This window comes from Sphingomonas sp. P3_C5, from assembly GCF_056402635.1.
Window position 1 is genome coordinate 83,326 of record NZ_JBFUHA010000009.1, and the last position, 26,571, is coordinate 109,896.

The 26,571-nt window shown below is 64.4% G+C and carries 21 protein-coding genes and 1 tRNA gene; 14 read left to right on the plus strand and 8 right to left on the minus strand.

Translation table 11 applies throughout. The annotated features are described in order from the left end of the window. Positions 1-104 precede the first annotated feature (104 nt). From AC1DVS_RS20375 to AC1DVS_RS20385, 3 genes are read right to left on the minus strand one after another with little or no spacing between them, the layout of a single operon-like run. The gene (locus AC1DVS_RS20375) at positions 105-854 is read right to left on the minus strand and encodes a hypothetical protein (RefSeq protein WP_478025855.1); all 750 of its coding nucleotides are present in this window, start codon (positions 852-854) and stop codon (positions 105-107) included. Between the two features lie 15 nt (positions 855-869). Then, positions 870-1,616 carry a 23S rRNA (guanosine(2251)-2'-O)-methyltransferase RlmB gene (gene rlmB, locus AC1DVS_RS20380; protein WP_478025857.1) on the minus strand — a complete coding sequence of 249 codons (747 nt, stop codon included), beginning with the start codon at positions 1,614-1,616 and terminating at the stop codon, positions 870-872. Continuing rightward, on the minus strand, positions 1,616-3,226 hold the full coding sequence (locus AC1DVS_RS20385) for a M20/M25/M40 family metallo-hydrolase (RefSeq protein WP_478025858.1): 1,611 nt from the start codon (positions 3,224-3,226) through the stop codon (positions 1,616-1,618). The genes rlmB and AC1DVS_RS20385 overlap by 1 nt, the downstream gene beginning before the upstream one ends. A 136-nt stretch (positions 3,227-3,362) precedes the next feature. Here AC1DVS_RS20385 and AC1DVS_RS20390 point away from each other — a divergent pair. Next, a tRNA-Tyr gene (locus tag AC1DVS_RS20390) sits at positions 3,363-3,449 on the plus strand. Positions 3,450-3,547: 98 nt separating this feature from the next. Here the strand turns inward: AC1DVS_RS20390 and AC1DVS_RS20395 are convergent. Continuing rightward, positions 3,548-6,274: a glycoside hydrolase family 2 TIM barrel-domain containing protein gene (locus AC1DVS_RS20395; protein WP_478025860.1), complete on the minus strand. Its 2,727-nt coding sequence runs from the start codon at positions 6,272-6,274 to the stop codon at positions 3,548-3,550. A gap of 304 nt (positions 6,275-6,578) precedes the next feature. On the opposite strand from AC1DVS_RS20395, the gene AC1DVS_RS20400 reads away from it, so the two are divergent. Both AC1DVS_RS20400 and AC1DVS_RS20405 read left to right on the plus strand, forming a co-directional pair. Further along, entirely contained in the window at positions 6,579-8,945 is a 2,367-nt protein-coding gene (locus AC1DVS_RS20400) for a TonB-dependent receptor (RefSeq protein WP_478025861.1), read from the plus strand. Positions 8,946-9,007: 62 nt separating this feature from the next. Then, positions 9,008-11,224 (plus strand): glycoside hydrolase family 3 C-terminal domain-containing protein, encoded by a 2,217-nt coding sequence (locus AC1DVS_RS20405; protein ID WP_478025863.1) that lies wholly within the window; start codon positions 9,008-9,010, stop codon positions 11,222-11,224. A gap of 324 nt (positions 11,225-11,548) precedes the next feature. Here the strand turns inward: AC1DVS_RS20405 and AC1DVS_RS20410 are convergent, their stop codons facing one another. Genes AC1DVS_RS20410 through AC1DVS_RS20420 form a run of 3 tightly spaced genes read right to left on the minus strand, consistent with a single transcriptional unit; the run spans position 11,549 to position 14,426 of the window. After that, positions 11,549-12,760 carry a HupE/UreJ family protein gene (locus tag AC1DVS_RS20410; protein WP_478025864.1) on the minus strand — a complete coding sequence of 404 codons (1,212 nt, stop codon included), beginning with the start codon at positions 12,758-12,760 and terminating at the stop codon, positions 11,549-11,551. Then, positions 12,757-13,656 (minus strand): peptidylprolyl isomerase, encoded by a 900-nt coding sequence (locus tag AC1DVS_RS20415; RefSeq protein WP_478025866.1) that lies wholly within the window; start codon positions 13,654-13,656, stop codon positions 12,757-12,759. Before AC1DVS_RS20415 ends, AC1DVS_RS20410 begins: the two co-directional genes overlap by 4 nt. Then, a complete protein-coding gene (locus AC1DVS_RS20420; protein WP_478025868.1) occupies positions 13,653-14,426 on the minus strand; it encodes a c-type cytochrome in 774 nt (257 codons plus the stop codon). Before AC1DVS_RS20420 ends, AC1DVS_RS20415 begins: the two co-directional genes overlap by 4 nt. Positions 14,427-14,582: 156 nt before the next feature. Here AC1DVS_RS20420 and AC1DVS_RS20425 point away from each other — a divergent pair, with 156 nt between their 5' ends. The 6 genes from AC1DVS_RS20425 (at position 14,583) to AC1DVS_RS20450 (ending at position 20,490) form a co-directional block, all read left to right on the plus strand. Continuing rightward, positions 14,583-15,827 carry a helix-turn-helix domain-containing protein gene (locus AC1DVS_RS20425; RefSeq protein WP_478025869.1) on the plus strand — a complete coding sequence of 415 codons (1,245 nt, stop codon included), beginning with the start codon at positions 14,583-14,585 and terminating at the stop codon, positions 15,825-15,827. Positions 15,828-15,900: 73 nt separating this feature from the next. After that, positions 15,901-16,599, plus strand: coding sequence for a HupE/UreJ family protein (locus AC1DVS_RS20430; RefSeq protein WP_478025871.1), 699 nt, complete (start codon positions 15,901-15,903; stop codon positions 16,597-16,599). Then, positions 16,596-17,171 carry a hypothetical protein gene (locus AC1DVS_RS20435; RefSeq protein ID WP_478025872.1) on the plus strand — a complete coding sequence of 192 codons (576 nt, stop codon included), beginning with the start codon at positions 16,596-16,598 and terminating at the stop codon, positions 17,169-17,171. Before AC1DVS_RS20430 ends, AC1DVS_RS20435 begins: the two co-directional genes overlap by 4 nt. Next, complete coding sequence (locus AC1DVS_RS20440) at positions 17,168-17,641, plus strand: hypothetical protein (RefSeq protein ID WP_478025874.1); 474 nt, start codon at positions 17,168-17,170, stop codon at positions 17,639-17,641. Before AC1DVS_RS20435 ends, AC1DVS_RS20440 begins: the two co-directional genes overlap by 4 nt. Before the next feature lie 188 nt (positions 17,642-17,829). Next, positions 17,830-19,875 (plus strand): TonB-dependent receptor, encoded by a 2,046-nt coding sequence (locus AC1DVS_RS20445; protein WP_478025875.1) that lies wholly within the window; start codon positions 17,830-17,832, stop codon positions 19,873-19,875. A 135-nt stretch (positions 19,876-20,010) separates the two neighbouring features. After that, positions 20,011-20,490, plus strand: a complete 480-nt coding sequence (locus AC1DVS_RS20450) for a PilZ domain-containing protein (RefSeq protein WP_478025876.1) — start codon at positions 20,011-20,013, stop codon at positions 20,488-20,490. Here AC1DVS_RS20450 and AC1DVS_RS20455 read toward each other — a convergent pair. Next, positions 20,470-21,087, minus strand: a complete 618-nt coding sequence (locus AC1DVS_RS20455; protein ID WP_478025878.1) for an aspartyl/asparaginyl beta-hydroxylase domain-containing protein — start codon at positions 21,085-21,087, stop codon at positions 20,470-20,472. The two genes, AC1DVS_RS20450 and AC1DVS_RS20455, sit on opposite strands and share 21 nt — an antisense overlap. 102 nt (positions 21,088-21,189) lie before the next feature. On the opposite strand from AC1DVS_RS20455, the gene AC1DVS_RS20460 reads away from it, so the two are divergent. The 5 genes from AC1DVS_RS20460 to AC1DVS_RS20480 all read left to right on the plus strand — a co-directional run bounded on the left by AC1DVS_RS20460 (position 21,190) and on the right by AC1DVS_RS20480 (position 26,566). Next, positions 21,190-22,401, plus strand: a complete 1,212-nt coding sequence (locus AC1DVS_RS20460) for a hypothetical protein (RefSeq protein WP_478025880.1) — start codon at positions 21,190-21,192, stop codon at positions 22,399-22,401. Then, entirely contained in the window at positions 22,398-24,308 is a 1,911-nt protein-coding gene (locus AC1DVS_RS20465; RefSeq protein ID WP_478025882.1) for an asparagine synthase-related protein, read from the plus strand. The genes AC1DVS_RS20460 and AC1DVS_RS20465 overlap by 4 nt, the downstream gene beginning before the upstream one ends. 601 nt (positions 24,309-24,909) lie before the next feature. Beyond that, positions 24,910-25,419: a phage tail protein gene (locus tag AC1DVS_RS20470; protein ID WP_478025883.1), complete on the plus strand. Its 510-nt coding sequence runs from the start codon at positions 24,910-24,912 to the stop codon at positions 25,417-25,419. Positions 25,420-25,455: 36 nt separating this feature from the next. Next, complete coding sequence (locus AC1DVS_RS20475; protein ID WP_478025885.1) at positions 25,456-26,007, plus strand: phage tail protein; 552 nt, start codon at positions 25,456-25,458, stop codon at positions 26,005-26,007. Between the two features lie 19 nt (positions 26,008-26,026). After that, entirely contained in the window at positions 26,027-26,566 is a 540-nt protein-coding gene (locus AC1DVS_RS20480; protein ID WP_478025886.1) for a phage tail protein, read from the plus strand. Positions 26,567-26,571: the final 5 nt, after the last annotated feature.

A 26,571-nucleotide genomic window follows, 5' to 3' on the forward strand; every position in this document is an offset into this window, starting at 1 on the left:
TTCAGGGGAGGGGTTGGGGTGGGGGACTCTGCCACCGTCACGGCGTTGCTTGAGGCACTGCCCCACCCCCGACCCCTCCCCTGAAGGGGAGGGGCTTAAGTTGTTTATTTGGCCGCCATCCGCAGCACCGCCGATGGCGCGTCCTTGGTCAGCGAGGTCACCTTCCAGGTGATCGTCTTGCGCCCGGCCGCAGTCGCCGGGCCCTCCTCGTTGTTCTGGCTGACGATCTCCGCATCGGTGTCGAGCGTGAACAGGCCGTCGAGCTGGCTCGGTCCCTTGTCCATGCCCGGCATGCTCATACCCTTGGAATCATTATCGTTGGCGAAGCCCGGCGCCTTCATGCGCACGGTGTTGTTGGCCCGCACCTCGATCGCGATGAACGGGAATACCGCCTCGGCGTCCAGATTATACGGGAAGACGAAGCTGTGATCGAGCGTGCCTGAGATGCTGTAATCGATGCTGAACTTGCCGTTGCCGAGATAAGCCACCTTGCGATAGCCGGCCTCTTTCGACAGCGCCGCTGCGATCGCCCGGTTCTTGGCATCGGCGGCGGCCTTCTTCGCGGCGGGGGTTTCGGCGGGTGAGTCCTTCTGAAGCGCGATCTGCTGGAGCGTGGGCGTGCCATCCTCGTCGCTGCTCGCCGGATCGGTCGGGGTCGGCGCTGTCAGGTCGCCAAGGCCCTTGGTCATATCGTCTTCCTGCAGAGCGATCACTTCGCCCACATAGGTGAAGGTGAAATGCCGATCGGCGTCGATCTTCAGGCTGGAGACGAATTTGCCGGGGGTCAGCACGCAGCTTGCGAGCAGGCACGGCAGCAGCAGGACAAGCGCAAGGCGCGAGAGGCGTACGGTCATGATGAACCCCCGGGTTCAGGCCCGTGTCGTCACCGCGTAAAGCGCGATTGCCGCCGCGTTGGACACGTTCAGGCTCTCCACCTTAGGCGAGATCGGCAGCCGCGCAAGCTCGTCGCAATGTGCGGCGGTGTTCTGGCGCATGCCTTCGCCCTCGGCACCGAGCACCAGCGCGACCCGCTGCTGCCCGATCGCCTGTGCGAGCGTCTGAGTCGCCTCGCCGGTCAGGCCGACCCGCCAGAAGCCGGCTTCCGCAATCTCCTCGAGCGCCCGGGCAAGGTTCACCACCCGCACCCAGGGCACGATCTCGAGCGCGCCCGAAGCCGATCGCGCGATCGTCCCCGATTCAGGCGGCGCATGGCGATCGGGCGTGACGATGCCAAGCGCATCGAACGCAGCCGCCGAGCGCAGGATCGCGCCGACATTATGCGGGTCGGTCACCTGATCGAGCACCACCAGCGGGCGCCGGTCGTCACGGCCCTGCTCGAGCAGGTCGCCGAGCCAGATATCCTCCAGCGGATCGACCTCGGCCACCAGCCCCTGATGCGGCGCATCGCCCGGCACCAGTCGCGCGAGATCGGTGACCTCGGCAAAGGTGATCGGGATGACGGGCGGAATGTCGAGGGAGGCGAGCGCCTCACGCGTCGCCCAGAGCTTGCGCACCGTCCGCTCGGGGTTGGCGAGTGCGGCTGTCACCGCATGGCGCCCCCAGAAGCGCGGGCGGCCGGCGGGAGCCTGGGAAGGGCGGTGTCCTTTGCGTGCCATCAGTCTTCATCATCCGAATAAGCGAAGGGATCAGTCACCACCGGTTTGGTCGGCAATGGTGGCCGCGGTAGCGCATGGTCCGCGTTCGCGGCGTTGAGCAGGAAGGAGGCGAGAATGATCGACGCCTGGCGCATATCGGCCCCCTTCAGGTGGTCGAAGGTGTCGATATTGGTGTGGTGGATGCGGCTGTCATAGTCGAGCGGGTCCTGGATGAACTGGAAGCCGGGCACGCCGACTGCCTGCATGAAGACATGGTCGGTGCCGCCGGTCTTGCGGATCACGACATTGGTCGCTCCCATCGATGCGAACGGCGCCAGCCACTCGCGGAAGATCGGCGCGACCGCCTGATTGTTCTCGACATAGATGCCGCGCACTTTGCCCGAGCCATTGTCGAGGTTGAAATAGGCGGCGAGATCACCCCAGCCGGGCTTGGGCGTGATCGGCCAGCGGTTCGACCAGCCATAATAGCGGGCAAGGCCAGTCTGGGGCGGGTCGTTGGGGCTGCCACGCGTGGCGAGGTGATTCTCGACATAAGCCAGGCTGCCGAGCAGACCCTGCTCCTCGCCCGCCCAGAGCGCGAAGCGGATCGTGCGCTTTGGCCGCACGCCGGTCGCAGCCAGGATGCGCGCCGCCTCCATCACCATCGCCGATCCCGCACCATTGTCGCCGGCACCGTCACCCGCGACCCAGCTGTCGAGATGCCCGCCCGCCATGACATAGCCGGCCTTGGGGTCGGTGCCGGGGATCTCGGCAATGATGTCATAGGCGTTGCGGTCGCTGTCATCGAAACGAACGTCGCTGTTGATCGCAATCGTCGGCGCCGGGCCGACCTTGGCCAGACGGGCAAGACGGCGATAATCCTCGGCCGCGATCTCGACGCCCGGCACCGCAGGCGTATCGCCCACGCCGAACAAATAGCCCTCACCATGGATCAGCTTGCCGTCGCTGCGCGATTCGGTGGCATAGGCGAGCGCGCCTTCGCTCTTCAGGAACGCGTCGAGCTTCTTGGCGAAATCGAGCCGCTTGAGCCGGCGGTCGGTGGCGGCGGGATCATAGGTCGGCTGCTGATACTGGTCGAGCTTGCTCAGCTCGTCACCGGTATAGCGCTTGAACGCAGCCTCGCCCGGCTCGGAGCCGCTGTCGGGCAGGGTGATCATCACGATCTTGCCCTTCAGCTGCCCGCGCCATTTCTCGAAATCGCGCTCGCGCTTGATCGGCGCGACGATCACCGGCGCCGAGATCGTGCCATTGGTCGAGGGCGTCCAGGCGATGGGGATCGCGACGAGCTGGACGGCACGCGGCGTGATCATCTTCACGCTCGAGCTTTCGATCCACCAGCCGCGGCCGAAATCAAAGCCTTCCTTGTGGACGTTCTTCAGGCCCCATTCGCTGAACTTTGCCTGGGTCCAGCTTTCAGCCTGGCGCATCTGCGGGGAATTGGTGAGGCGCGGTCCGATCACATCGGCAAGATGCGCCGCGATCGGCATCACCTGACTTCGCGTGATGCCCTCATCGATGATTCGATTCACCTGTCCGCGATCGACCGATTGCGAGAAGGCAGGCGCGGCAAAGGCAATCACAGCAGTGGCAAGCAGCAGCGAACGGCGCATCAGGCATCCTCGGGACATGTCGAGCAACAATATTGCGGGCCTATTCGTCACAAGGGCCCTGCGCAAGGTCCGCCAGCCGTTGACAGCGGCTCCCGCGCTCGGCATGGGACCGCCTCGCTTTTCGGGCGGCCCGGATGGACAGGTGGCCGAGTGGTTAAAGGCAGCAGACTGTAAATCTGCCGGGGTTTCCCCTACGCTGGTTCGAACCCAGCCCTGTCCACCAAGCCTTCAGGTGAAGGCTTCTTACCAGCCCAGGCGGCATCGGCATGACCCTGCGCCTGACAATCGGCAACATGGCGACCGGTGCATGTAGACCCGCGATCAGCGCGTACCATTCATCACCTCGGAAATCTCGATGGCGGAGACGATCGCCTCCCCCTTTACTGGCTCGAACGACAGATGGAGCGCGCCACCCTTCACCGCCACATCGGCTGTCCGGCGTAACGCGACCGCCTTGCCACCGGCCGCCCGCGCGACGTCGAGCGCCTTGAGGATCGGACGGCCATTCGCCGTCACGCCGAACACCCGCTCTCCTGCCCCGAGCAAAGGCTCAACGAAGGTCAGCGTCACCCGGTAGCGTCCGTCGGTTAGCGGTACGTCATAGCTGAAGCGGCCCTCGCGATAGGTGGCTGCGACGGCTGGGTCCTTCGCCCCCGCGATTGCGGCGGCGACCGCCGGCTTGCCATAGTCGGCGGGCTTGTTGAGAGTGCCCGTCGTTCCGCCGGTGAAGAAGGCGTCCGAGCCGAACCGGACCGTGGCGGGCGCCGCGACGACCGCGCCGGCGTCGATACGCACGTTCGCCGCCGCGTCGTCCGACAGCGTCCAGGTGACGCTGTCCTCGACTGCGCCGCTCGCGAATCGCCCGCGCGCGACGACGACGTTTGCCCCGGGGGCGAGCGCGACTCTTTCCCAGATGCAGATGCGGTCCGGGCAGTCGCTCCGGATGCCAAGTGTCTGGCTATTGAGTATGAGGTCTGTTGTGGGCGCGTTGCTGTACACCCGCACATCGGTCACMCGGTACGCGCGATCGGTATAGCGTCGGCCGTTGACATGGACGGTGGGCGTCGTCGTCCAGTTCGCCTTGTAGAAGAAATACGCGTCCTTGCGGATGCGCCGGTCATAGGTGACGAGTCCCTTTGTGTTGATATCCTGCGCGTCGCCCTCGGTGCGAATGGTGGTGGCGAAGTCGAACGCGTTCCAAAGCCACGTCGCCCACAGATAGGGGCGCACCTTCAGCGCCTTCCACGCTTCCTCATGGATGTAGCTTTCATATTCCTCAGGCTGGTTGATCCCGCGCGAATCGATCGGGCCGCCATACACGTCGTCGGTATGGATGGTGGTCGCGCCCCCCGCGCCATATTCCGTGACGGCCAAAGGCTGGTGCGGCCGCTTGGCGTGAAGCGCGTCGAGCTGTGGGCCGAGATCGCCCGGCGCCCCGAAATACCACCCGAAATAGCGGTTCGCGCCGCCAAGGTCAGCGGCGACGGCGGTTGTGGGAATCTCGGTACCCTTGTCGAACAGCCGCCCCTCGCAGCAGGTGGCGAGCGCGGTCGGGCGACCTGGGTCCTCACGGTGCGCGAGGTCCTGCAGCATGCGCAGCACTGGCATCGGATCGGGCGTCTTGCCGTCAGGATAGCCGGTCAGGAAGGCGGGGAAGGAGTTGCCGAAATCGACCTCGTTGGCGATCCCCCAGGTCACGACCGAGGGATGATTGCCGTTCTGCCGGATGAGTTCGCGCAGTTGCTGGCGCGCATTGTCGAGCAATGCCTGGCGCGGCTCCAGTTCGCCCCGGCGCGTCCATGCGCTGACGAGCGGGATCTCGTCCCACAGCAGCAGGCCGTAGCGGTCAGCGAGATCGTGGATGGTCTGGCCATGCTGATAATGGGTGAGGCGGATCGTGTTCACCCCCATTTCACGGAGGATCGCCATATCGCCGGCGACCTCCATGGGATCGATCGCCCAACCCTTGCCCTCGCGATCCTGATGATAGCCGACGCCGTGGAGCTGGACGTGCCGTCCGTTGAGGAACAGCCCCCTGGCGGGATCGATCGCGATGGTGCGGATGCCAAAGGGTTGGCGCACCCTGTCGAGCAACCGCCCTCGCCCGTCGGTGACGTCGACCGTCAGCGTGTAGAGATATGGGTCATCGACTCCCTGCCACAGATGCGGGGTCGGGACCGCGAGTGCGAGCGGCGCCTCCAGCGTCGCGCCTGGAGCCGGCGATATGGCTTGCCGGGTCGTGGCGGCCGTCCGCCCGTCGGCGTCGATCAGGCTGGCCGTGATCACAACCGGTGCATGTCGCGTCCCGTCATTGGTAATCCGCGCGCGCATGTCGACCCGCGCTGCCTCGGTCGATGCCGATATGGTCGTGGCATAGACGCCCGGGCCGCCGAGATCGGCGAGATCGACATGGACTGGATCGACGGTGACGAGACGAACCGGTCGGTAAAGACCGCCATGGACGAAGAAGTCGCCGGTAAGCGGCAATATGTCGGCAGTTGCCGACCTTTCGCTCGAAGGCGCGGTATTGTCGGCTCGCACGACCAGAATGTTCTTTGCGCCAGCTTTCAGCGCGGTCGTCGCGTCGAACCGGAAGCGCGAGAAGCCGCCGGCGTGATCGCCGAGTTTCTTGCCGTTGAGCCATACGTTCGCGATCCTGCTGGCGGCGTCGAACTCCAGCCAGGTGCGTTTGCCGCCTGCATCGGCCGGCGGCGTGAAACTCAGCCGATACCAACCCGCGCCCAGCACCTTGTTGACGGTATCGGCGCGGTTGAGGTGGCTCGCTGGGTCGGGGCGGTAATAGCCGACCCGGTTCCAGCTGTGCGGAACGGTAACCTCCTCCCAGGACGCGTCATCGAATATCGGCGCGGTCGCTGCGCCCGGCGCATCGCCCGGATGGAAACGCCAGCCAGTTGACAGTTCCATGACGTGGCGCGCGTCATCCGCTTTTGCCGTGGCGGCCGTGCCGGCCTGTGCATATGCGGTCTGCGACGTCAGTCCAGCCAACAGCGCGAGCGCGGCACCGCCGCTTCCCACCCAGATGTTCATCAGGCCTCTCCCTGTTGCAATCGAAGCATAACAGGCGGCTTTTGGTCTTACCAGTGTCGATTAACGGGCAGGCCAGTCAGGCGGGCAGAGGTCTGATGGAAACACACCATGGGTGAGGGTGGCGTGATAGCGCGCCTGTCGTCACGCACGCAACCCGTCTAGGATTTCGCTACTTGCATAACCGTTCAGGCGGCTTGGACATAGCCGCCCTATCAAAATTGATGGGTGTCGACGCGCTTCGGTATCGGTAATTGGTCTGACCAGATCGCTCAAGAGGGCGGCCACTTCAGGGGAGGCTTTTCCCATGCGTTTCACATCCGTCCTGCTTGCCGGTTCCGCCTTGCTCGCTCTGTCTCCTGCCGCGTTCGCGCAGGATGGCGGCATTTCCCCCTCGCAGACCGCGCCTGGAAACGGGGCCGCCAACCCGCTCGCCACAGCCGGCGAGCAGCAGGGATCGAACACCTCCGACGCGCAGGATGGTTCGCTCGAGGACATCGTGGTCACCGCGCAGAAGCGCGAGCAGAACCTCCAGGACGTCCCCGTCGCCGTCACCGCCATCACGGCCGACACGTTGGTCAACCGCAACGTCGCCACCGTGTCCGATCTCACTCGTCTCGCGCCCAGCCTGACGGTGACTCAAGGCAACGTCCCCACCAACAGCTCGATCAACCTGCGTGGCATTGGCACCGTCGCCTTCTCGACCGCGATCGAGCCGTCGGTCGCGGTGATCGTCGACGATGTCGCGCTGCTCCAGCAGGCCCAGGCGTTCTCGGGGCTGAGCGATATCGCGCGGATCGAGGTGCTGCGCGGGCCGCAGGGCACGCTGTTCGGCAAGAATGCCTCGGCCGGCGCGCTCAACATCGTGTCGCAAGGGCCGAGCGAGAAATTGAGCGGCGCCATCACGGGCGCGGCGACAACCGATGACGAATATCGCGTCGACGCTGTGCTGTCGGGTCCGCTCGGCGATAAGGTCGGCTTCCGGGTCAACGGCTTTTACGGCAACCGCGACGGGTTCATCCGCAACCGGTATGACGGACGCCGCTTCAATAACGATATCAGCTATGGCGTTCGCGGACGGCTCACCGTCAAGCCGTTGTCCGGACTCACGATCGACCTGATCGGCGCCCATTCGGTATCCGAGAGCGAAGGCACCGCGCGCACGTACCGCAGCGTGCCGGCGGGCGCGGCAGTCTTCGGCGCACCGCTGGCGGCGACGCTGGTCGGGATCACGCCGGGCGAGGATAATTTCAACACGGCGATTGACGGCCCGCTGTTCAACAAAAGCCGGCAGACGAGCGGCAGCGCACGCGTAACAGTCGATCTCGGCGGCGCCAGCCTCATCTCGATCACCAGCTATCAGGACTGGCGCTTCCGCTTCATCGAGGATTTCGATTATATCGTCGGTCCGGTGCTGGGCCTGCCGAACGGCATCACCGCGCAGAGCGGCTTCCATGCTCGCCAGTTCGCGCAGGAACTGCGCCTCGCGTCCAAGGGAAGCAGTCCCTTGAGCTATGTTCTCGGCCTCTATTATTCGGACGGCAAGACCGATCGCACGTTCGATCGCGGCCCCTCCGGTCCGGTCGTCGCCCGCTGGAATTCCTCGAACGGGACCAAGTCCTACGCTGCCTTTGGCCAGCTGTCCTATGATCTCGCCCAGCGCACGCATGTCGATATCGGCCTGCGCGCCAATCGCGAAGACATCTCGGTCGGGTTCCTGAACGGCGTGACGCCGGCCAACCCGCCCGCCAACAACGCGACCTGCCTGTCGCTGTGCAGCGGCACGGCATCGGATTCCGTCGTCACGGGGAAAATCGCCTTGCGGCAGGATCTCGCGGACCATGTCATGGGCTATGCCTCGTTTTCGACGGGCTATAAGGGGCAGGGCTACGACATCTCTTCCGGCTTCACGCCCGCCCGCGTCGCGAGACCGGTGCGGCCCGAAAAGTCCAATGCCTATGAGATCGGGCTCAAAAGCCGCTTCCTCGACAACCGGGTCCAGCTCAACATCGCGGCGTTCTGGACGATCTACCGCGACTTCCAGGCGCAGTCGGGCATCCTGCTACCCGACAACACGATCCAGCTCACACTGAACAATGTCGGCAAGGTGCGTACCCGCGGCGTGGAGGTGGAGCTTCAGGCACGTCCGTTCGAGGCGCTGCGGATCGATGGTGGGCTCAGCTACACGGATGCCGGGATCCTCGAGTTCCACAATGCGCAATGCTACACCGGCCAGACGGCGGCGCAGGGCTGTGTGGATCTCGACGGCACCGGCCCCTCGACGACGACCGGTCAGGATCTGTCGGGCAAGCATTTGAGCAACGCGCCGCGCTGGAAGTTCAATCTGGGGGGCAATTACGATGTGCTCATGCCCAACCAGCCGTTCGACGGGTTCGTGCAGGCCGACTTGAGCTATCAGAGCCAGGTGAATTTCGATCTGCTTGGCAATCCGGCGCTCGTTCAGAAAGGCTATGCGATCGTCAATGCCAGCTTTGGCGTCGACCAGAATGATCGCGGTGGGCTGCGTGTGGCGTTCTTCGTCAACAACATCTTCGACAAGCATTATGTCAATGCGCTCGGCATTGCCGCTGGCGGCGGGGCGGGGCTGGTCGCACAGACTTTCTCGCGGAGCGCCCGCCGCTATGCCGGCGTCCGCGCGCGCTATCGTTTCTGATCGGCCGGCGACCGCCCGGAAAGGACCGCTCGACGCTGGCATCAACGCGAACGGATCAATGGATGAACGCGACGATACGGACAGTCCTTCGCGCTGGTGTCGCGATGATTCTGATGACGGCGGTCGTGCCGATAGCGGCGCAGCAGTCGCGGGACGCAATTCCGCAAGGTGAAGCGGACGCGGATCGGTGGGCCGCGGCGACTGAGGCGAAAATGACCGACGATGAGCGCTTCGGGCTCATCCACGGTTTCATGGCGCTCAGATTTCCTGGCTTTGGCGATATGAACGCCAAGTGGCCCGACGATGTCGTGCCGGGTGCCGGCTATGTCGCCGGTGTCCTCCGCCTCGGCGTGCCGTCGCTACGCGAAACCGATGCGAGCCTGGGCGTCACCAACCCGTTCGGCGCCCGCGCGGGCGACACCGCCACCGCGCTCCCCGCCGGCCTGGCGCTCGGCGCGACCTTCAATCCCGATCTCGCCTATCGCGCCGGCCGGCTGGTGGGCGAGGAGGCGCGCGCGCGGGGTTTCAACATACTGCTCGGCGGCGGTATCAACCTGGCCCGCGATCCCCGCAACGGCCGCAACTTTGAGTATATATCCGAGGATCCTTTGGTGTCGGGGGTGATGGGCGGTGCGGCGATCCGCGGCACGCAGGATGCGGGTGTGATCTCCACCGTCAAGCATTTCGCGCTGAATTCGAACGAGACCAACCGCCACAGCTGGAACGCAACGATCGACGAAGGGGCGTTCCGCGAATCCGACCTGCTTGCCTTCCAGATCGCGATCGAACGCGGCCGACCCGGATCGGTGATGTGCGCATACAACCTCGTCAACGGCGACAAGGCGTGCGGCAACGACCATCTGCTGAACACCGTCCTGAAACGCGACTGGGGCTTCAAGGGCTGGGTAATGTCCGATTGGGGCGCGGTCTCGGGCGCCGACTTCGCGGTCAAGGGCCTCGACCAGCAATCGGGTGAGCAGCTCGACAAGCAGGTCTGGTTCGACGCGCCGCTCAAGGCGAAGCTGGCGGACGGCAGCTTCGACCGGGCACGCCTGTCGGATATGGTCCGCCGCATCCTGCGCTCGATGAAGGCGGCGGGCGTGACGGACTGGGACAAGCAGGCGCCGGTCGACATGGCGGCGCATGCTGCCGATGCGCTCGAGGTCGCGCGCCAGGGCGTCGTGCTTCTCAAGAACGACGGGGCCCTGCCGATCGCCGCCGGCGCGAGATCGATCGCGGTCATCGGCGACAAGGCGCATATCGGCGTCCTGTCGGGCGGCGGATCATCGCAGGGGCTGCCGCCGAGGGGCTGGGCCGCGAGCAACCCTGTCGGCGGCCCCGGCCAGATGGGAAGCTGGCGCATCGAACGCTGGTTCGCGGGTGCGCCGGTCGACGCCATCCGCAAGGAAGTGCCGCACGCCAGCGTCGAGTTCGACCCCGGTATTTACCCGCAAGCGGCGGCGGCCCTCGCCGCGCGAGCCGATGTGGCGATCATATTCGTCAACAAATACGAGCTCGAGGGTTATGATTCGCCCGACCTGTCGCTTCCGGGCGCGCAGGACGCGATGGTTTCGGCGGTCGCGGCGGCCAATCCCAATACGATCGTGGTACTGGAAACGGGCAACCCGATCGCAATGCCGTGGCGCGACAAGGTGAAGGCGATCGTCGCCGCCTGGTATCCGGGCCAGGAAGGCGCGCAGGCAATCGCCGAGATACTGACCGGCAAGGTGAATCCCTCGGGCCGTCTGCCGATCACCTTCCCGAATGCGACCGAGCAACTGCCTCGTCCCACCATTCCGAGCTTCGGCACGCCCGAGAACACCGCGGTCACGGTCGCGATGACCGAGGGGGCGGACGTCGGATATCGCTGGTTTGCGCGGAGGCAACTCACCCCGATGTACGCCTTTGGGCACGGCCTCAGCTACACCAGCTTCGCCTATTCCGGCCTGGCCCTGAAGGGCGGAAAGACGCCGGGCGCCCGCTTCACGGTGCGCAATACCGGCAGCCGCGAGGGCGCCGACGTGCCGCAACTTTACCTGCGATCGATCGACAACACCGCCGACGTGCGCCTGCTCGGTTTTGAGCGCGTGTCGCTGAAGCCGGGAGAAAGCCGGACGGTGACACTCAATGTCGATCCGCGCTTGCTGGCAAATTATGACGCAAAGGCTCACCGGTGGCGGATCAAGGCGGCCAGCTACGAAATCGCGCTGTCCAGCTCCGCATCGGCTCCCATCGCAAGCCGGCGGATCACGCTGGGATCGAAACTATTTGCCGATTGAACGATGCACGCTCCAGGGGCGCTGCCATGATTCAATCGCATCCCACGATCGGCCATAAGATGCGCACGGGACGTCTCAGAAGCCCGAGCTGCTCTTTCCCATCGTCTGGCTCTTCGAATGCTGCGCGCAGCGCCACGGACGGCGCTTGCGCTGCAAATTCCCTGTTAATTTCCCTGTTATTCCCTGTTCCGGCGCGAGCAGGCGAGCCTGCATGTCTAGCAAACTCTTGTAATATGAATATAATTACGGAACTCGACCTGAAAATGACGCCGAAAAAAAGAAAAAATTCCCTGTTCCGCGCAAATAACAGGGAATTTCGTCGCCTCAGACGAAGCTGCGGCTGACGAACCAATAGGTGCCGATCAGCACGAGCCCCGAGGCGCACAGTTCGACCACGATCGGTCTGGGCAGCGTGAGTTTGAAGCGCCTGAGAGCCAGCACCACGCCGACGAGCGCGGTCACGACCGTAAGCTGGCCGACTTCCACGCCGAGGTTGAAGCCGACGAGCAGCTCGGCAAGCTTGGCCGGCGGGATTGCTTCATTGAGCAGGTCGGCGGCGAAACCGAAGCCGTGGATCAGGCCGAAGACCAGGGTGATGACGAGGCGCAGTCGCCCGGCGTTGCGGACATGGCCGGCGACCAGCAGATAGTTGGAGGCGAACAGCCCGGCGCCCAGCAACAGGGTGAAGGGCAGCAGGCCGATGCCGAGCAGTCTGAGGCCCGCCATCGCGAACAGCGCGCCGGCCGTCCACAGGGCGAACAGCCCGGGTCGATTGGTCTGCACGGCCAGGTTCTCAACGCCGATCAGCGCGATCGTGAGCGCCACCAGCGCGTCGATGAACTCGGCATGCGGCCGGATGATACCGGTGACGGCAAGCGCCAGGGTGAGGCTGTGCCCAAGCGTGAAGCCGGTGATGACGAAGATCAGGTCCTTGAACCGGCGCGAAATCAGCACCAGCCCGAGCAGGAAGCTCATATGATCCACGCCGGTGAAGATGTGCATAATGCCCATCTTCATGAAGGTGAGCAGGCCGGCGCCTTCGATCTCGCCGCCCTGCGCTTCGCTCATGTCGATGCTCTGGGAATCGGCGGTGAGCACCTCCTCCGCGAAATCCCCCTTGGCGGTCTGGATCTGCGCCAGGTTCACATGAGTCGAGACCAGCTCGAAAAAGGCGCCGTCGTGCAGCGCGATCCCTTCCGATGAGGGACAGTTGTAGAGGAACTCGACGCGACGATAGCCGGTGGCGGCGGCGACCGGGCGCGGTTTGCCGGCGAGCGGACAGGGTTTGTTCTCCGCGGTGGCGCCGACTCTGGGCGTCAGATAGGCGATCAGCTGCGGAGCATTGGGCGGGCGGCTATCGGGCGTCAGCCGGCGCGCCTCGAGGTCGGAGACCGAAAAGGTCAGGTGCACCAGGCTGCCGTCGACGAGCCAGGTCGAATGGGATTCGGATCTGGTGTGCGCGCTCGCCGGTGCGACCAGCCACAGATATGCCGTCGCCAACGCCAGAAGTAGCCGCCCGATCAAGCGCGCGCTCATTGCAGGTCCGAGGCGATCTTGATGTCGGCGCGCTTCCTCAGGAAGCGCTTATTGCCTTCCTGCAGCCGTGCGACCTTGTCGGCCAGGAAGTCGCGCAGCACCTGATCTCGCGCCTCGGCATAGGGCGTGGGGACCGGCCGCTTGTTCTGGATCATCTGGACGATGTGAACGCCGTCCGGTGCGGGAATGGGCTCGGAGACTGCGCCATCGCCAAGCGCGCGCGCGATGGCGAAGATGGCCTTGCCGAGATGTTCCTCAGCCGCGAAGTAGAATTCCTCACCGTCATCCACCCGGCCCGTCGTCTTGAGGCCCAGCGAGGCGGCCGACGCGCCGTTGCGCAGGGCCACCACGATCCGCGCCGCATCCGCACCGGGGGGCAAAAGCCATTCGTGCAAGGTCATCATGCCCTGGCTCGCATATTGCTGCCGATGGGCGGCATACCAGCGGCCGAGCTCGTCCTCGGAAGGTTTGGACGTCATCGCATCCTGCGCGACCTGTGCCTCGGTCGCTTGCGACAGCGCTTGCCGGACATCGATATCGTCGTTGGTCAGGCCCATCTCGACGCCGCGCTGGACGTACAGCTCCTCGCGGATCATGTCCTCGAGCACCTTCTGTTTCTGTGCCCGCGTCGCCCGAGCGAGGGGCACGTCATAGAGCGCGCTGATCTGGGCGATCAGGTCAGCGCGGAGGATAGGCACAGTGTTGACCAGCGCCGCATCCTCCGCCGGGACCGTGGCGGTGCGCGTGCCTTGCGCCGTGAAGAGGCCGTATCCAGCGAGCGCGAGGCCGATGATTGCTCCCGCGGCGGCTAGCAGCATCGAGCGGCGGCCGACAGGCTTGTGCATATCCCAGATCGTATCCGCGGACGCAGCCGGAGAAGAGGTTTGCCCGGTCATTTTTTGTCCTGTCGGGTTTGTGCCAGCGAGGCGACATAGACGGCGACATTGCGCAATTGGGCTGGGGTGAGGGTCCTGGCGAAGGCGGGGCTCATCCCCGCCCGACCGCGGCTGAGCGACCGGCGGATGTCATCGGGCCGGCCGCCATAGAGCCAGATGTTATCTGTCAGCATCGGGGCGCCAACGCCGGGATCACCCCCGAGGTCACGGCCATGGCAATCCCAGCAGCCCGCCTTGTCATAGGCGCCGTGCCCGCGTTTCGCGGCGGCATCGTCGGTGGCGCGCCCGGTAAAGCTGAGGAGGAACTGAGTGAGGTCGTCGATCTGCGCGGGGGTCTGGGGCGGCAGGGGCTCGGCCGCGTCCGGTACCCTGCTCGCATAGGCCGGCATCACCGCGAGGTTCCAGCCATGCTTGTTGCCGGCGCGGATGCCGTAGCGCGCAATATCCTCGATCTGCGCCACCGTCCCGTTGCCGTATAGATGGTCGGCGTCGGTAAGATCGGGCGAGCCCAGCGTCTCGTCCCCCTTGCCGGTCGCGCCGTGGCAAGATGCGCAATGGCTTTCATAGACCGTCTTCCCCCGGGCCAGCGCGACACGGCGAAGCTCGGGGCTGGCGAGAATGGCTTCTGGGTCGGCGCGCAGCACGTTGGATTGCCCCCGCGCCCGCCACAGGCCGAGGCTCAGCAAAGCGGCCGCGAGCACCAGTAGCGGCAGCACCCACAATAGCGGACGCGACGTGATGGCGGTGGCAAGCTTCCGAAAACCAGTCATTGGTAAAGGCGCGTGGCCAATCGCGATTGGCGCGTCCAGCACGGTACGGTAACGTACATGTTCCGGCTCGCGTTACCGCGTATCGAGACCAACGGGTGGGGGAAGGATGCCATGTTTAACGCTTGCCCGACCCATCAGGACTGATAGCAACGATACATGACAGCCCAGGACGCCGACTATCGGGAGCGATTGGCTGCTGAAGCCGCGCGGGTGCGCGAGAGCGGCAGCCTCGGCCGGTCCGAGCCCCTGATCCGGCTGTTCGATTTCCTGCTCGAGCGCTCGCTCGCCGGGCGTGCGCCGAAGGAGATCGAAGTCGCGCAGGAGGTTTTCGACAAGACCTCCGATTTCGATGTGATGCTGGATGCCTCGGTCCGCGTCTATATCCATCGCCTCCGCCGCAAACTGGGCGAGCATTACGCCCGCGCTCCGGGCAATGGCGATAGGATATCGCTTCCCCTCGGCGAATACCGGCTGGTTCTCGCGACGCCGGAGACGGCGGAGATCCCGGAGCCTCCGGAGATTGCCGGCGCAGTGGCGTCGCGGCGTATCAATCCTGTCTGGCTGGTCGTTCTGGCTCTTGTGCTGATCAACGCGGTTGGCTGGATCTACTATACCAGCCGCCAATCGGCGGACGCCGGTCCGACGCAGACCAACCTGTGGAAGCCGATCGCCGAAAGCAAACGGCCGACTATGGTCGTCCTGGGCGATTATTATATCTTCGGCGAGGCGCCCGACGGCATCGTTGTGTCGCGCCTCGTCCGCGAATTCTCGATCAATTCGCGGGCCGATCTCGACGCCTATCTCATGCTCAACCCGGACAAGGTCGGCCGCTATGTCGATGTGGACCTCGATTATCTGCCGGTCAGCAGCGGGCCTGCGCTGCGCAGCATATTGCCGGTTGTCACTGCTGCTACCAAGCCCAACGGGGTAAAGCCGCAGGTCGTGAACATGTCCGATGTGCGGCCAGAAGCCTTCAAAGGAACGAACATCGTCTATGTCGGCTTTCTGAGTGGGCTGGGCTTGCTGCAGGAGCCCCTGTTCCGGGCCTCGGGCTTCAAGATCGGCGACAATTTCGACGAGCTTGTCGACAAGGCCAGCGGCCGGCGGTTCACATCGGACTGGGGCGTGGTGGCGGACGGCAAGGTGCCGCACCGCGACTATGGCTATATCGCCAGCCTGCCCGGGCCCTCCGGCAATCGCATCCTGATCATTGCGGGCACGCGGGATCCCGCCGTGGCGCAGATGGCCGAAGTCGCCGCTGACCAGCAACAGCTGGACGCGATCGATGCCAAGAGCGGCGGCAACGCATTCGAGGCGCTTTTCGAGGTGCGGACGCTCGGCAATCTCAATCTCCGCAGCTCGCTCCTGCTCGTGCGCCCCCTACACGCCGAAAATAACTGACAAACCTCCAAGATGTAACGTTACAGAACCGTCGATTACTTGCAGCGCCAGCGTCGCGGGGCGAGGCGGGGGGATGGCGAGGGCAAGGATAGGGCTGGCCGCGATCGCGGCACTGGCGATGTGCACCGCCAGCGCGGCGTTCGCGCATGATGTTGCGCAGGGCGACCGAGGCTATATCGCGGCGACAGGTGGCGTGCGGATCGGCGCCTTCTTCTACCTCGGCGCCAAGCATATGGTGACCGGCTATGATCACCTGCTCTTCCTGATCGGGATCATCTTCTTCCTGTACGGGCTCCGCCAGGTCGCGGCCTATGTGACCCTGTTCGCGATCGGCCACAGCACGACCCTGCTGCTCGGCGTCCTGCTCGGAACCAGCATCAGCCCCTATCTGGTCGACGCGATCATCGGCCTGTCGGTGGTCTATAAGGCAATGGATAATCTCGATGCCTTCCAGCGCTGGTTCGGCTTCCGGCCTGACACGCGGGTGGCCGTGCTCGTCTTCGGCTTCTTCCATGGGCTCGGGCTGGCGACCAAGCTCCAGGATCTGGGGATGTCGTCGGACGGGCTCCTCCCCAATCTCATCGCGTTCAACCTGGGCGTCGAGGCCGGGCAACTGCTGGCGCTCGCCGCGATCCTGATCGCCATGGGGTATTGGCGCCGCACCACCGGTTTCGCGCGCTACGCCTTCGCCGCCAATGTGGCGCTGATGAGCGCGGGCTTCATCCTCTTCGGCCAGCAGATGACCGGCTATTTTGTGGGAACCTCCGCATGACCCTCCAGACCGACCCCCCGCCCGCGAGTACGCAGCCGAGCCTGCGCCAGCTCAACCGCGCGACACTCCTCGCCGTCGGTGTCGCGGCACTTGTCCTCGTGATCGCGGTACTGCCCGCCGAATATGGCGTGGACCCCACGGGCGCCGGGCGCCTGCTGGGGCTCACCCCGATGGGCGAGATGAAGAAGCAACAGGCCCAGGGCGAAGCATCGACATTGGGCGCTGCCGGCGACAGCATCACCAGCACGCCCAGCGGTGGCACGCAGGTCCGTATCGTCCTGCGTCCCTATGGCGGACGTGAGGTCAAGGCATGGATGAAGGCTGGCGCGCAGATGCGCTACACATGGTCGACTGATGGCGAAGCGGTAGAATATGAGTTCCACGGCGACCATGACGACGGCCGCAGCGACAATGTTTCGAGCTATGAGAAGGGCACCAAGGCCAGCGCCAAAGGCACGTTGAAGGCGGGCTTCAATGGGCGGCATGGCTGGTACTGGCACAATCTGAAGCCGGTCCCGATCACGGTCACCGCAACCGTCGAGGGCTCGGTCGACAGGTTCGCGCCGCTATGAGCAAGCAGAGCATTGGCCTCGCCGCCTTCGGGGCGTTCCTTCTCGTCACGGCCTGCTCGAAGACCCAGGACAAGCCCGTCGATAGCACTCCCTATGACACCAGCCTGCCGATGAAGCGCTATATGGCTGACGTGATGCAGCACGCCGCCCAGGACGTTTACCGGCGCCAGGGCTATATCTCCGATGCGACGGGCTCGCATTCGCTGTTCCCGAAAAACGATGCGGAATGGAATGACGCGCGCAACGCCGGGCTCGTCGTAGCGGAGATGACCAACGAGTTGCTGATCCCGGGCCGGCGCGTCGACGAGCCGGAGTGGTACAAGGGCGTCGCCGTGGTGCGCGCGGCGGCACAGCAGGTCGCCGCCGCCGCGACGAAGAAGGACGAGGACGCCTTTTTCGATGCAGCGGGCAAGCTGGATGAGGCCTGCGAGGTCTGCCACGCGCGGTACGCGCCGGCGCGAAAGGAATAGGGCAGGGCCCGAACAGTCGTACTGAAACTGGGGTTACAGAACGTCAGTTCGAACCGTTACGCACAAGCGTTCCGGTTCGCAGATGGGCCAGTTGGGCCGGTGCAGCATGGCCCTCGAAATCCTCAGCCGCGTGAACGTCGCGGGCCATGCACTTCCGTCAGTCCTTTTCAGCGAGATAAGCCTTGAAAATGTCTATCCGTCGCGGCTCAGCAACGATCGCCACATGCCTGCTGCTGCAGATGACGGCCGTGCCCGCGCAAGCGCAGAACCGGTCGCCTGCTGTGTCGGACGAGACGTCCACTGGAAATTCGTCCGAGCAGCAGGACATCGTCGTTTTTGGACGTGGCGAAGCGAAAATCGGGACCGCTCAAGCGGCGAGCGAAGGAACCATCAGCGGTTCGGATCTGCTCGTGCGACCGCTGCTGCGGACCGCCGAGCTGCTCGAGGCCGTCCCCGGCATGGTCGCGGCGCAGCATTCGGGCAGCGGCAAGGCCAATCAGTATTTCCTTCGCGGCTTCAACCTCGACCATGGTTCGGACTTCACCACCTATATCGACGGCGTGCAGATGAACTTCCGCACCCACGGGCATGGTCAGGGCTATCTCGACCTGAACGGGCTCATCCCTGAGATCATCACTCGGGAGGATTTTCGCAAAGGGCCTTATCGGGCCGATGGTGGTGACTTCGCGATGGCCGGCGCCGCCTATATGTCGACGATCGAACGGTTCGATCGGCCCTGGGCCTCGGCCGAGATCGGCTCCTACGGCCATCGGCGCATCGCGGCGGGCGGCACCGTCAAGAATGTCGCAGGCGGCGACTTGACCGCCGTCGGCGAGTACCGGGTCTATGACGGTCCCTGGCAGCAGCCCGAGCGCCTCCGCCACTACGCCGGCTTCCTCAAATATGCGAAGCAGACCGGGTTTGGCGAACTCGAACTCACGATGCACGGCTATCGCGGCAGGTGGAAGCCGACCGAGCAGATCCCCGAGCGCATCATCGGCTCATCGATCTGCCCCGATGAATTCTGCTCGCCCGATCCTACCGCGACCGGCGAGACCACGCGTTTCATCGCCAATGCCAAGCTCTCGAGCAATGGCTGGCGCGTCAACGCCTATGCCCAATTTTACGACTGGGATATGTATTCGAACCCGGAATATTTCGACGCGACGGGCACGAGCGCGCAGATCCATCAGATCGATCGACGCATGGTCTACGGCCTGACGGGCGAGAAAGACTGGAAGATTTCGGATAGCCTCTACCTCACGCTTGGGACCGAGAACCGATACGACACGATCAACCGGGTCGGCGTGCAGCATACGATCGCGCGCCAGCTGGTGAATTCACTGGGCCTCTTCACAGTCAACGAAGCATCGGCGGCGCTCTATGCCTCGGCGACCTGGCGTCCGTTCGACGGGCTCCGCCTGATCGGCGGCCTGCGCGGCGATTATTATCATTACTCGGTTCGCGCGCTCGATGTCGAAGCGGCGGCGCTGGGGCAGGGGTCGGGCTCGGACGCAATCCTGTCGCCCAAGGTGCAGGCCGCCTATCGGATTGGCGAGCATGTCGAGCTCTATGCGAGCTGGGGCAAGGGCTTCCATTCGAACGACGTGCGGGGCGCGGAGACGAGCACGCCGGTGCCGGTGCTCGTCTCCGGCACCGGCAAGGAGCTGGGCGCGCGCTTCCAGTTCGGCAAGTTCAGCCTGACCACGACCTATTGGTGGCTCGATCTGGGCAGCGAACTCAAGTTCGTCGGCGATTCCAACGCGGTCGAGCCGACCAGTGCCAGCACCCGCCACGGCTATGAGCTTGTCGCCTTTTGGCGCCCTTTTCCCTGGCTTGCGATCGACGGCAATTATACCGCGAGCCATGCGCGCTACGACAATGGCGACTATATCCCCAACGCCTTCGAGAACGCTGCCTCGGCGGGCTTCTCCTTCATTCAGGGGCCATGGGAGGCCAGCATCCGCCTGCGCCATCTGGGCCCCTATCCGCTGATTGAGGACAACTCCCAGCGCGATAAAGGCAGCAATGTCATCAATATGCGCGGCGCGCGGAAGTTCGGGGCCTTCCAGGTCTATGCCGAGATGCTGAACATCTTCAACAGTCACGACAAGGACATCGCCTATTGGTACCAATCCTATATTCCCAGCTTTGATGCGGCGCCCGCCGAGGGCCGGCTCAGTCGCGTCGTCGAGCCGCGCACATTGCGCGCTGGTGTGAAAGTCCTTTTCTGACGGGAGCGTCCTGAACGACGGGATGAAACAGGCCAATTTCGACCCCCGCCAGAGGAAGAAGCCGGCAGGCACCATAAGCTTTTCGTAACGTTATGGCGCGACAGCCAACTGCCTGCACCGGCGTCGGAAGTGATGATGGCCCTTATCGCACGCGTATATCGTTCAGACCCCGAGGAGCGGCGTAGCGCCACGCGCTACCCGTTGGAGGTCGGCGCGACATTGCGCGTGTCCGAGGGCGACCCGATCGACGTGTTGATCTACGATCTGTCGTTGACAGGATTCCGCATGGAGACGACCGCGGCGCTTGATCTGGAAGAGCCGGTCTGGATCGGCATCGCCGGCACGCGAGTCAACGTAGCTGTGGTCGCCCGGCGCGGACCCACTGGCTATGGCTGTGAGTTCGTCACGCCGATCACCGTCCCACAGCTCAAGGCGGCTTTGGCGCCGAGGCAGGTCGTCCAGGAACTCGACTGGCGCGAGGAGGTGCCCGACTGGTCTGACGACCTCGGTCCGGATGTCGATTCAACCGCCGGGAAATACTGGCTGGCGATATGGCTCTCGATCATTATCGCAGGCGCATTTACGCTCGGCGTCTTATCGCAATGGCTGTTCTGAATCGTTAGCGGCGGCGGCGCGAAGCTGCCCGATCAGCCAGTCGTTCGCGGTGCAATCGATCACAAGATGAACCCGATGGCTCGTTCCCCGATTGGCCACGCTGTGCGGATCCGAAAGGCGCAGATACCAGGCGCTGCCCGGCTCCATCACGATCTGGCGGCGGTTGAGCAGGAACTCGACCTGAGGGTTGGTGGTGATCGGGATATGAATTCGTGCCGCGCCCCATTCGGCGGCGAGGTCATGGTCGAAATGCTCCTTGATCACCGATCCCGGGCTTAGCCGCATCAGCCTGACTGACTGAACCGGGCATTCGAACCGCGCGATCACCGCCCGAAAACAGGGCGTCCGATCGAGCAGCGGCCCGTCCTCGAAACTGGTTGCGGTCGGATCGGCGTAGATCTGCATCACGGGGTGGGTCGCGCCGGCCGTGAAGCGTAAGGGCAGCACGTCCCAGTCGCCCTCGTAATTCTGCCGGACGAGGTGATCGACCCACTCGCCGCCGAGCACGCGATCGAGGTCGGCACGCAGCTGATCCGCATCGAACGAGAAGGGCAGGCGGACCCGGTCGGCGAAGGTGAATGGCGATTGTTGCGGCATGTCGAGCATGTTAGGCAATCATCCACCGCTGGGCGCACCGCCCGATTCCAGATCAGCCTATCGGCCGCGGGGGCGGTTGGAAAGACGTCGTTCGCGACCCTCATGACAGACCCGGACCTTCTTGACACAGCGCTGCCGATCGACCGTTTCCGGGCGCATGTGCTGGCCGACCCCGCACTGCAGATGCGGTTGAGCGCGCTTTACGATCTCGCCGCGTTCATCCCGGCAGTGATCGATGCCGCCGGCGCTGCCGGGATCCCGCTCACGGCGGACATGGTGAAGGCGGCGACTCGGCTGGACCCGCTTGACCTCGCACGGTTCGGTGACCCGCCGGTCACCGGCGTCAACATACCCGGCAAGGATTGGCTACCGATCGGGATATTGCCCTCAGGAGGTGAGTTCGTGGTCGACTGGGCCCATTTCGCCGGCAGCCCGCTCACCACGCCCTTTTTCGAGGAGGCGCTGCATCAGGCGCGCGCGTTGCCGCTCAATCGCCTGATCCGGTACCGCACGCCACTCCTGACGCTCGCCGCGACGGTCGGTGAGGATACTCCCGTTCCGGATGGCTTCATATTCCACCTGTCGCGCTGCGGGTCGACGCTGGTTTCGCAGATGCTCGCATCGGATTCGCGGCACGTCGTCGTATCCGAGGCGTCGCCGATCGATACCGTCGTCCAGCTGGTTAAATCATACGGGGACGTGCCGCTGGCCGAGCGCATCGCCCTGTTGCGCGCGATCGTCGGCGCGTTTGGCGGTGCCCGCACCGGGGAGGCCGGTCATTTTATCGTCAAGCTGGACAGCTGGCACACGCTCGCGCTGCCGATCTTCCGGCTCGCCTTCCCAGACACGCCCTGGGTGTTCCTGTACCGTGAGCCCGTCGAGATCCTGGTTTCGCATACGCGCATGGCCGGAATCCAGACCGTGCCCGGCGCGCTGCCGTACGATCCCTATGGCATTGCGAATGCGATGGAGATGCCGATTGATGAATTTGGCGCCCGCGCGCTGGGGCGGATTGGCGAGGCGGTGCTCGACCATATCAGCCTGGGCGGTGGGTTGCTGATCAACTATGCGGACCTTCCGGGGGCGGTGGAGGAATCGATCCTGCCGCATTTCGGCATCGAGCCGGACGCCCGGGTACGCACCGCCATGCTTGAGGCGGCGGGGCGCGATGCCAAGGCGCCGGCCCGTTCCTTCGTCCGCGACGACGAAGCAAAGCAGCAGGCGGCGGACGCTAATATTCGCGCCCTTGCCGCGGCCCATCTCGACGGAAACCATCGCCGCCTCGAGGCCTTGCGCCTGGCTGCGGACGGATGAGCGCGATCTTCGGGATCGTGCGGTTCGACCGCACGCCTGTCCCGCCGCGCGAGATCGAGCGCATGGGCAATATTCTGGCACATCGTGGTCCGGACGGGCGGCGGACCGTGGTCGAGGGCAACATGGCGATGGGCCATTGCCTGCTCCGGGTGAACACCGAGGATTTTCTCGAAGCGCAGCCGATACAGGATGGCGACCTGACTCTCGTCGCGGACCTGCGGCTCGACAATCGCGAAGCGCTGGCGGCGGCGATCGGTATCACTGAATCCGCCCTTTGCGACCTGCCCGACAGCGCGGTGCTGCTGGCCGCGTACCGGCATTGGGGCGCGGCCTGCGCGGACCATTTGCTCGGCGATTTCGCCTTTGCAATCTGGGACGCGCGGGCGCGCAGCTTGCTGCTCGGACGCGATCCCATGGGCCAGCGCGGTGTTTATTATCACCACAATGGCTCTTTTTTTGCCTTTGCGAGCGAGATCAAGGCGCTCTGGGCCGTCGAAGGCGTACCGCGCCAACTCTCCGAAGTTGGAATCGGTAGGCGCCTGCTCTTCCCGATCGATCCTCCGCTGGGGACAACGCTCTACGAATCGATCGCCCTGCTTCCGGGCGGTACGCTCTTGCAGTTGGACGACGCGGGCGCGCTGAGCCTGCAATCCTATTGGACGCCGGGCGCTGGTGCCGAGCATGCCGGGCATGACGAATCCTATTATCTCGACGCCTATCGCCGGGTGATCGAAGAGGCGGTCGCGTGCCGGGTGCGGCGGTTGATTCGGGCGCCGGCCTTGCTCTTCAGCGGCGGATTCGACAGCGGCAGCATCGCCGCGCTAGCTGGCCCGATCGTGGCGGCGCAGGGCCGCCGGATCGTCGCCGTCTCCTCGGTTCTGGCGGAGGGCGAGCAGCGCGCGGTCAAGGATGCCCGCGCCGCCGCCGAGGCATTTCGCCATTATCCTTTCATCGACCTGCATTATTATGTGCGCGGCGAAGAGGGTATTTTCAGCGACATTGAGGCGTCGTTCGCTGCGACTGACGATAGCGCCGGCACTGCCTATGTCCGGCGCGGCCTGTACAGGATCGCGGCGGAATCCCGCGCCCGCCTGGTGCTGGACGGGCATGGCGGTGATTACACCGTCAACGTCAACGCGCGCGCGATGCTGGGGCGGATCCTGCGTCGCGGCCATTTCCGGCGGTTCGTGCGCGAATTCCGGGCGAGGATGCGGACGACGGGGCGTACTGCCTTGCAGTTGTTGCGATATGAAGTCGTCCCGGCGGTCGCACCGCTTCGGGCGCTCGCCGCGGTCGAGTCCCTGCGGCGTGGAAGAAAGCCGATCTGGCAGACCCGACCGGTGAACGACGCGTTCGCCCGGTCTTTGTTCGATCGTGGTGTGATCGACGCATCGCGGCTGCGCCAGCCCATGCCGGTCCATAATCGCTGGCGCGAGCGCTGGCTGCATTTGTTGTGCAAAATCGTGGCGCAGCCGCCCGACCAGGCGACGCTCGCGGCCGCACACGGCCTGGACCTATCGCGCCCGTTTCATGATAAAAGGGTTGTCGAGCTTGGCCTCGCCATTCCCGAATCGCTGCAGTTCAAGGAGGGGCTGGAACGGTACCTCGCCCGTCATGTCTTGGCGGATATTCTGCCAGCGCGTCTTTTAGCGCGCGGGCCGGGCAACGATGCCGAGGAGCCGGATCTCTTCCGGATGGCGAATGGGAGCGCATCCGCCGCGCTTGCCGAAGCGCGCGCGCTCGACCGCGACGGCCGGCTGTCCCGCTATATGGACTTCGACAGGCTGGGAAAGATGGTCGCGGGCGCGGATGAATCACGCATGGCGGATCATCGGCGGCTTTACGTCGCCACCAGGGTAATCGCGCTGGCGCGCTTCATCGCCTGGTTTGAGCGCAACAATCTCTAATATCGCCCAAGCGCCGAATCGCCCGGGATTCCGGGCGCCCCTTTAAACCGACGGCGATCTCAGGACCCGTAGGGTCCGTAAGTCGGCGTAACACCGTCGGTGGCGGCGTTGACGTGCGCCTCAGTCGACCGTGATTCGGAAACGATCACCCGCGGCGTCGACCATGGTTTGCGCGCGCCAGCGATCACCGAAATATCTAGTGCGGACCCGGCAACCGTATCGCTCGACTTGTTCAAAGGCATGATTAACTCTTCCCAACGTGGCACGGTGCGCCCAGCTAATAGCGAAGTGGTTTATGCCAGAGGGCCGCCGATCGTGCAACATGCGTGTCTGTGGCAATCGGGGAAACCTATTCAGGGGAGCGGCACAGGGCCCGCTCAATGACCTAAGAAGAACCGGATCGGTTGCAAATATTCGCCGCGTCGTTGCTGCCTCCGATGGCTGTAGGCTCTTGATTCACCGAGGTGCGGTACTGACTATGCCGGCGAGTTTTCCAAAACTTTGCTATTGTGTCTGTCTGGCGGATGCGTACATTTGCAGAGAAGACGCGGGGGGGCGGATGTTCGCGACGGCCCCCCCCATGATAGTGTGAGGGGCTGCCATGACAGATTTTTACCTAGGCGAAATCAAGGCATTCGGGTTTAATTTCGCGCCGCGTGGTTGGGCAACCTGCTCGGGGCAGATATTGCCCATCGCCCAGAATACCGCTCTGTTCTCGCTGCTTGGTACGCAATATGGCGGCAACGGCCAGACGACCTTCGCGCTTCCCGATCTGCGAGGGCGCGCCCCGGTCCACCGGGACAGCAACAATCCCGTCGGCACCGTGGCCGGCTCGGAGACGGTGACGCTTCTAACCACCGAAATGCCTGCGCACGCCCATGTGCTCTATGGGACGTCCGCCGCGGCAAACAAGCGGCCGGCCACCGGCAACACCTTGGCGACGGATAATTCGCCAAATGCGGATTTCTACGCGCGAGGCCATGTCCTGGTGCCGCTTGCGCCGAACGCGATCGGCGTCGCAGGCGGAAGCCAGCCGCATAACAACATGCAGCCCTACCTGGCCATAAATTATTCTATTGCGCTCACAGGCATCTACCCGTCGCGCAACTGACAATGACAACCTCGGCCGCATGCCAGGGAGAATGACATGACTGAACCTTATCTCGGTGAAATCAAGATGTTCGGTGGCAATTTCGCGCCCCGAGGCTACGCCATGTGCAATGGGCAGATCATGTCGATCGCCCAGAACACCGCGCTGTTCTCGCTGCTGGGCACCACCTATGGCGGCGACGGAGTACAGACCTTTGCGCTGCCCAATATGCAGGGCCGGCTGCCGATGAATCAGGGGAATGGCCCGGGTCTCACCCCGCGCGTCATCGGCGAAATGAGCGGCAGCGAATCGGTCACGCTGCTGAGCACCCAGATGCCGATACATAACCACATACTCAACGCGACATCGGACACGGGGAATCTGCCGGGCCCTTCGAACAAGGCGTTGCCTGCCGCGCCAGTGAATCCGTCCCCGCCCCCACCCGCGACCTTCTATGTCGTGCCGGGAACGAGCACGATGAACGTCGTTCCGATGGCGGCGACCAGCGTCGGTCTGGACGGCGGCAACCAGCCGCATGAAAACCGAATGCCCTTTTTGTGCGTCACGTTCATCATTGCCGTCGAAGGCATATTCCCCAGCCGCAACTAGTCTCCGGAGATTTTCGATCATGACCCAACCTTTCATTGGCGAGATCAAGACCGTCGGATTCAATTTCGCGCCGACCAATTATGCGGCGTGCGACGGGCAGATTATGTCTATCAGCCAGAATACCGCTTTGTTCTCGATCCTCGGAACCACATATGGCGGCAACGGCCAGACGACCTTCGCGCTGCCCAACATGCAGGCCAATGCGCCGATGCATTTTGGGTCCGGAGTTGGGCTCAGCACCTATGACTTGGGCGAAGTCGGCGGCGCGGCGAGCGTCACGCTGACTGACGCGCAGTTGCCATCTCACAATCACGCGCTCAACAGCGCCACCCTGACTCCGGCGAACGCGGCGCAGAACGTCGGGGTGCCGGCGAGCAACGCGTTGCTGGGCCTTTCGGCGCCAGGCATGGCCTATGCCGATGCCGCGACTCCGGCGGTTGCGATGGAGGCGAACGCGATCCTCCCGAGCGGCGGCTCGCAGCCGCATGCCAACCAGCAGCCTTATCTCGTCATCATGTTCGTGATCGCGTTGTTCGGCATCTTCCCGTCGCGCAACTGACAGGC

Coding starts and splice junctions, on each gene's coding strand:
- AC1DVS_RS20455 (WP_478025878.1), bottom strand. CDS start 21,087: ATGCCGCAACAATCGCCATTCACCTTCGCCGACCGGGTCCGCCTGCCC.
- AC1DVS_RS20450 (WP_478025876.1), top strand. CDS start 20,011: ATGGCCCTTATCGCACGCGTATATCGTTCAGACCCCGAGGAGCGGCGT.
- AC1DVS_RS20405 (WP_478025863.1), top strand. CDS start 9,008: ATGAACGCGACGATACGGACAGTCCTTCGCGCTGGTGTCGCGATGATT.
- AC1DVS_RS20480 (WP_478025886.1), top strand. CDS start 26,027: ATGACCCAACCTTTCATTGGCGAGATCAAGACCGTCGGATTCAATTTC.
- rlmB (WP_478025857.1), bottom strand. CDS start 1,616: ATGGCACGCAAAGGACACCGCCCTTCCCAGGCTCCCGCCGGCCGCCCG.
- AC1DVS_RS20385 (WP_478025858.1), bottom strand. CDS start 3,226: ATGCGCCGTTCGCTGCTGCTTGCCACTGCTGTGATTGCCTTTGCCGCG.
- AC1DVS_RS20410 (WP_478025864.1), bottom strand. CDS start 12,760: ATGAGCGCGCGCTTGATCGGGCGGCTACTTCTGGCGTTGGCGACGGCA.
- AC1DVS_RS20465 (WP_478025882.1), top strand. CDS start 22,398: ATGAGCGCGATCTTCGGGATCGTGCGGTTCGACCGCACGCCTGTCCCG.
- AC1DVS_RS20440 (WP_478025874.1), top strand. CDS start 17,168: ATGAGCAAGCAGAGCATTGGCCTCGCCGCCTTCGGGGCGTTCCTTCTC.
- AC1DVS_RS20445 (WP_478025875.1), top strand. CDS start 17,830: ATGTCTATCCGTCGCGGCTCAGCAACGATCGCCACATGCCTGCTGCTG.
- AC1DVS_RS20475 (WP_478025885.1), top strand. CDS start 25,456: ATGACTGAACCTTATCTCGGTGAAATCAAGATGTTCGGTGGCAATTTC.
- AC1DVS_RS20400 (WP_478025861.1), top strand. CDS start 6,579: ATGCGTTTCACATCCGTCCTGCTTGCCGGTTCCGCCTTGCTCGCTCTG.
- AC1DVS_RS20420 (WP_478025868.1), bottom strand. CDS start 14,426: ATGACTGGTTTTCGGAAGCTTGCCACCGCCATCACGTCGCGTCCGCTA.
- AC1DVS_RS20470 (WP_478025883.1), top strand. CDS start 24,910: ATGACAGATTTTTACCTAGGCGAAATCAAGGCATTCGGGTTTAATTTC.
- AC1DVS_RS20425 (WP_478025869.1), top strand. CDS start 14,583: ATGACAGCCCAGGACGCCGACTATCGGGAGCGATTGGCTGCTGAAGCC.
- AC1DVS_RS20460 (WP_478025880.1), top strand. CDS start 21,190: ATGACAGACCCGGACCTTCTTGACACAGCGCTGCCGATCGACCGTTTC.
- AC1DVS_RS20435 (WP_478025872.1), top strand. CDS start 16,596: ATGACCCTCCAGACCGACCCCCCGCCCGCGAGTACGCAGCCGAGCCTG.
- AC1DVS_RS20430 (WP_478025871.1), top strand. CDS start 15,901: ATGGCGAGGGCAAGGATAGGGCTGGCCGCGATCGCGGCACTGGCGATG.
- AC1DVS_RS20375 (WP_478025855.1), bottom strand. CDS start 854: ATGACCGTACGCCTCTCGCGCCTTGCGCTTGTCCTGCTGCTGCCGTGC.
- AC1DVS_RS20415 (WP_478025866.1), bottom strand. CDS start 13,656: ATGACCGGGCAAACCTCTTCTCCGGCTGCGTCCGCGGATACGATCTGG.